The 3,179-nt window shown below is 66.4% G+C and carries 4 protein-coding genes; 1 reads left to right on the top strand and 3 read right to left on the bottom strand.

Going from position 1 to position 3,179, the window contains the following annotated elements; translation table 11 throughout:
- A partial coding sequence (locus VA602_RS03445) for a transporter substrate-binding domain-containing protein (RefSeq protein ID WP_323452475.1) occupies window positions 1-747 on the bottom strand: 747 nt, incomplete at its 3' end.
- A gap of 95 nt (window positions 748-842) precedes the next feature.
- Here VA602_RS03445 and VA602_RS03440 point away from each other — a divergent pair.
- A complete protein-coding gene (locus tag VA602_RS03440) occupies window positions 843-1,844 on the top strand; it encodes an alpha/beta hydrolase family protein (RefSeq protein WP_323452474.1) in 1,002 nt (333 codons plus the stop codon).
- Between the two features lie 84 nt (window positions 1,845-1,928).
- Here VA602_RS03440 and VA602_RS03435 read toward each other — a convergent pair whose 3' ends face one another.
- Both VA602_RS03435 and VA602_RS03430 read right to left on the bottom strand, forming a co-directional pair.
- The gene (locus VA602_RS03435) at window positions 1,929-2,693 is read right to left on the bottom strand and encodes a TerB family tellurite resistance protein (protein ID WP_323452476.1); all 765 of its coding nucleotides are present in this window, start codon (window positions 2,691-2,693) and stop codon (window positions 1,929-1,931) included.
- Between the two features lies 1 nt (window position 2,694).
- A partial coding sequence (locus VA602_RS03430) for a nucleotidyltransferase family protein (protein WP_323452473.1) occupies window positions 2,695-3,179 on the bottom strand: 485 nt, incomplete at its 5' end.

Genomic DNA, 3,179 nt, shown 5'->3' with positions numbered 1-3,179 from the left:
CATCGCCTGCAGACCGCGCTCCAGCACGTCGGCCAGCAGCGGCCAATCGCGGCGCGAGCCGATACGCAGCAACTGCGGCAGGCCAATATCGCCCACGACCACCAGGTCGCCGAATTCGCTCTCGCGCGACAGGCGACTGAGCTGCGCCTCGTCGAGCACGGCGTAGCTGGCTTGCGCACCCAGCACCAGTTGCAGCGCCTCGCGCTCATTGGGCACGCCCTGCAGGTTGAGATTGGCGAAGTTGCCACGCAGGTAATCGGCCAGGCTGCTTGGCATGCGCACGGCCACCCGGTCGCTGGCGCCAAGCTGCTCCAGGTCGACCGCCAGCGCACCACTGCGCAGGCCGACCAACAACTGCGGCACACGCATGTAGGGGTCGCTGAACAGCCACAGGCGCAGGCTTGCCGGGGTTTGAGCAAGGCCTGGAGCAAAATCGATCTCGCCAGCCTGCAACGCATGCTCCAAAGCAGCCTGGTCTGGGAAGTTTCGCCAGGTCAGGTCCAGATTCAGAGCCCGCCCCAGCCAACTCACCAGCTCGACGTTGGCCCCGTACAACTGCTGCAGGCGCCGGTCGAACTGAGCATAGGGTGCTTGCAGCACCAGGCCCACGCGCAGGCTGCGATGGCTGTCGAGCCATTGCTGCTGCGCAGGCTCGAGCACCACCGACGGGGGTGCCGGGGCTTTGGCAAGGGCGATCAAGGGCAGGCACAACCAGCCGATAACCAACAGGCAACGCATTCGCTTCATCGATACGCTCGTCTTGGCAAATGACGGCCATCTGCGTGGCCGTCGCGGGCAAATACTATTAGGCTGCCGGTATCATTCTGGCCTTGGGTTGATCCATGTTCATACTTTATCGCACGACGCTGGCCATGTTCTGCCTGGCCTCGGCCCTACCGCTCGCGGCCCATGCCGCCGACCCCGATAAACCTGCCGCGCCGGCTGAAACCACTGCCGTGCGCGCGCCCCTTGCCGAACGCAGCCAGGAAGACGCCCAGGCTCTGGAACGCCTGGTGCCCAAGGCCGAGCAGAAGACCCTGCAGGCCGACGGCGAAAACTTTCTGGCGCTGTGGAAACCGGCAAACGACAGCGCCCCGAAAGGCGCCGTGATCATCGTGCCCGGTGCCGGCGAAACCGCCGACTGGCCCAATGCTGTCGGCCCGCTGCGCAACAAGTTCCCCGATGTCGGCTGGCACAGCCTGAGCATCAGCTTGCCCGATCTGCTGGCCGACAGCCCGCAGGCACGCGCCACCGACACACCCGCCGCCCAGCCCGACAAGGTAGAAGGCAAGGGCACCAGCGCCCCGGCCAAGGATACGCCGGACGACGCCAACGCCAATGTCGCCCAGGCCACGGCGGCCGATGCCGATACCGCGCAGGGCACCGACGCCGTGCAGGCCGACGAGCAGAACGACTCCGACGACGCCACCCGCATCTTCGCCCGCGTCGATGCTGCCGTGGCTTTCGCCCAGCAGCAGAATGCCCACAGCATCGTCTTGATCGGCCATGGCAGCGGTGCGTACTGGGCGGCGCGCTATGTGAGCGAGAAACAGCCACCACAGGTGCAGAAGCTGGCACTGATCTCGGCGCAGACACCGGCACGGGTCAAGCACGACCTGGAAAGCCTGGTGCCGACGCTCAAAGTGCCCACCGCCGACATCTACGTCATGACCCGCACCCGCGATCAGAACGCCGCCAAGCTGCGCCTGCAAGCCAGCAAGCGCGAGAAGGACAGCCAGTATCGGCAGCTGTCGCTGATTGCCATGCCGGGTGCCAGGGCAGCGGAGCAAGAGCAGCTGTTCCGTCGGGTGCGGGGATGGTTGATGCCGCAGGAAGCGCAGTAAGGGGCGGGGTGTGTTGCCCCCTGTGGGAGCAGCGGTTCGCCGCTGCGACTTGCCCGCGACGAATTCACCACCGCACCCTGCCCCTCAAATCCCCCGCCGCTTGCGAACCAGGGCATAAGCCTGATGCAACTCACGCGTGCGCTCGGTCGCTTCACGCACCCGAGCCGCGCTTGCACCACTACCGACCAGCTTGTCCGGGTGATGCCGGCTGACCAGTCGGCGATAGGCCTGCTTGATCCGATCACCGTCGGTATCGGCCTCGACGCCCAGCAGTCGCAGCGCCGCGGCATAGGTCATCACCCCGCCCTCGACCGCAGAACGGTTCGGCTCGTACTCCTGGGACAAGGCCTGCACCTGGTTACGGCTCATGCCCAATTGCTGGCCCCAGTCCAGCAACAGCTCACGCTCGTGCCGCCCCGCCTTGCCATCGGCCCAGACCATGCGCCAGCACGCCCGCAGCGTACCTTCGGCGCCGTGGGGCTGCTGGCCGATACGGCGCAGGTACTGCCCCAGACGGTCCTTGCCCGACTTGCCGCGGTTGAATGCCGCGATCGCCCGCAAGCGGGCGGGCTCCGCAAGGTCCAGGCGGGTCATTTCCTGACGTGCCTGATAGATATGCCCCTCTGCGACTCGCCCATCACTCTTGGCCAGACGCCCCAACAGCACGAACAGCAACTCTTCATCGCGCAAGGCCGGACGCCCACCCAGGCGCTCGCGCACATCATCCCATCCCTGCAGGCGCAGACGCCGGTCCATGGCCTGTCCCAGCAAGGCGCCCAGCAAGGCGCCAGGAATGCTGGCCACGGCAAAACCGGCTCCGGCACCAATCACTGTGCTCGGCCACCACATGTCAGGCACGCTCGCCGATCAGGCGCTCGACCTCGGCCAGGCGCTCGAGAGTGCCGACGTCGATCCACTGCCCAGGATAATGCTCACCTGTCACCTGCCCGGCCGCCATTGCCTGGCGCAGCAGCGGCGCGAGCTTGAAGGCGCCGGGCTGGCAGCCTTCGAACAACTTCGGGTCGAGTACCGACAGGCCACTGAACGTCAGGGTGCCGGGAGCGTCGTCGCCATCGACGACGTGCGTGCCGTCGAGACGGAAGTCGCCACGCCCGTGATGCCCCGGATTGTCCACCAGCACCAGGTGCGCAAGGCCCTGAAGCGGTTGGCACAGGCGCTTGAAGTCGTAATCGGTCCAGACGTCACCGTTGACCAGCAGGAACGGTGCATTCCCCAACAGCGGCAGCGCCTTGAAGATACCGCCGCCGGTCTCCAGCGGTTCGCCCTCGGGCGAATAGCTGATGCTCAGACCGAAGCGGCTGCCATCGCCCAGGT

It is taken from the genome of Pseudomonas machongensis (genome assembly GCF_034961125.1).
GTDB lineage: Bacteria > Pseudomonadota > Gammaproteobacteria > Pseudomonadales > Pseudomonadaceae > Aquipseudomonas > Aquipseudomonas machongensis.
The sequence above is the reverse complement of the archived record's forward strand: the minus strand, read 5'-3'. Positions and strand labels throughout refer to the sequence as shown.

Coding starts and splice junctions, on each gene's coding strand:
- VA602_RS03440 (WP_323452474.1), top strand. CDS start 843: ATGTTCATACTTTATCGCACGACGCTGGCCATGTTCTGCCTGGCCTCG.
- VA602_RS03435 (WP_323452476.1), bottom strand. CDS start 2,693: ATGTGGTGGCCGAGCACAGTGATTGGTGCCGGAGCCGGTTTTGCCGTG.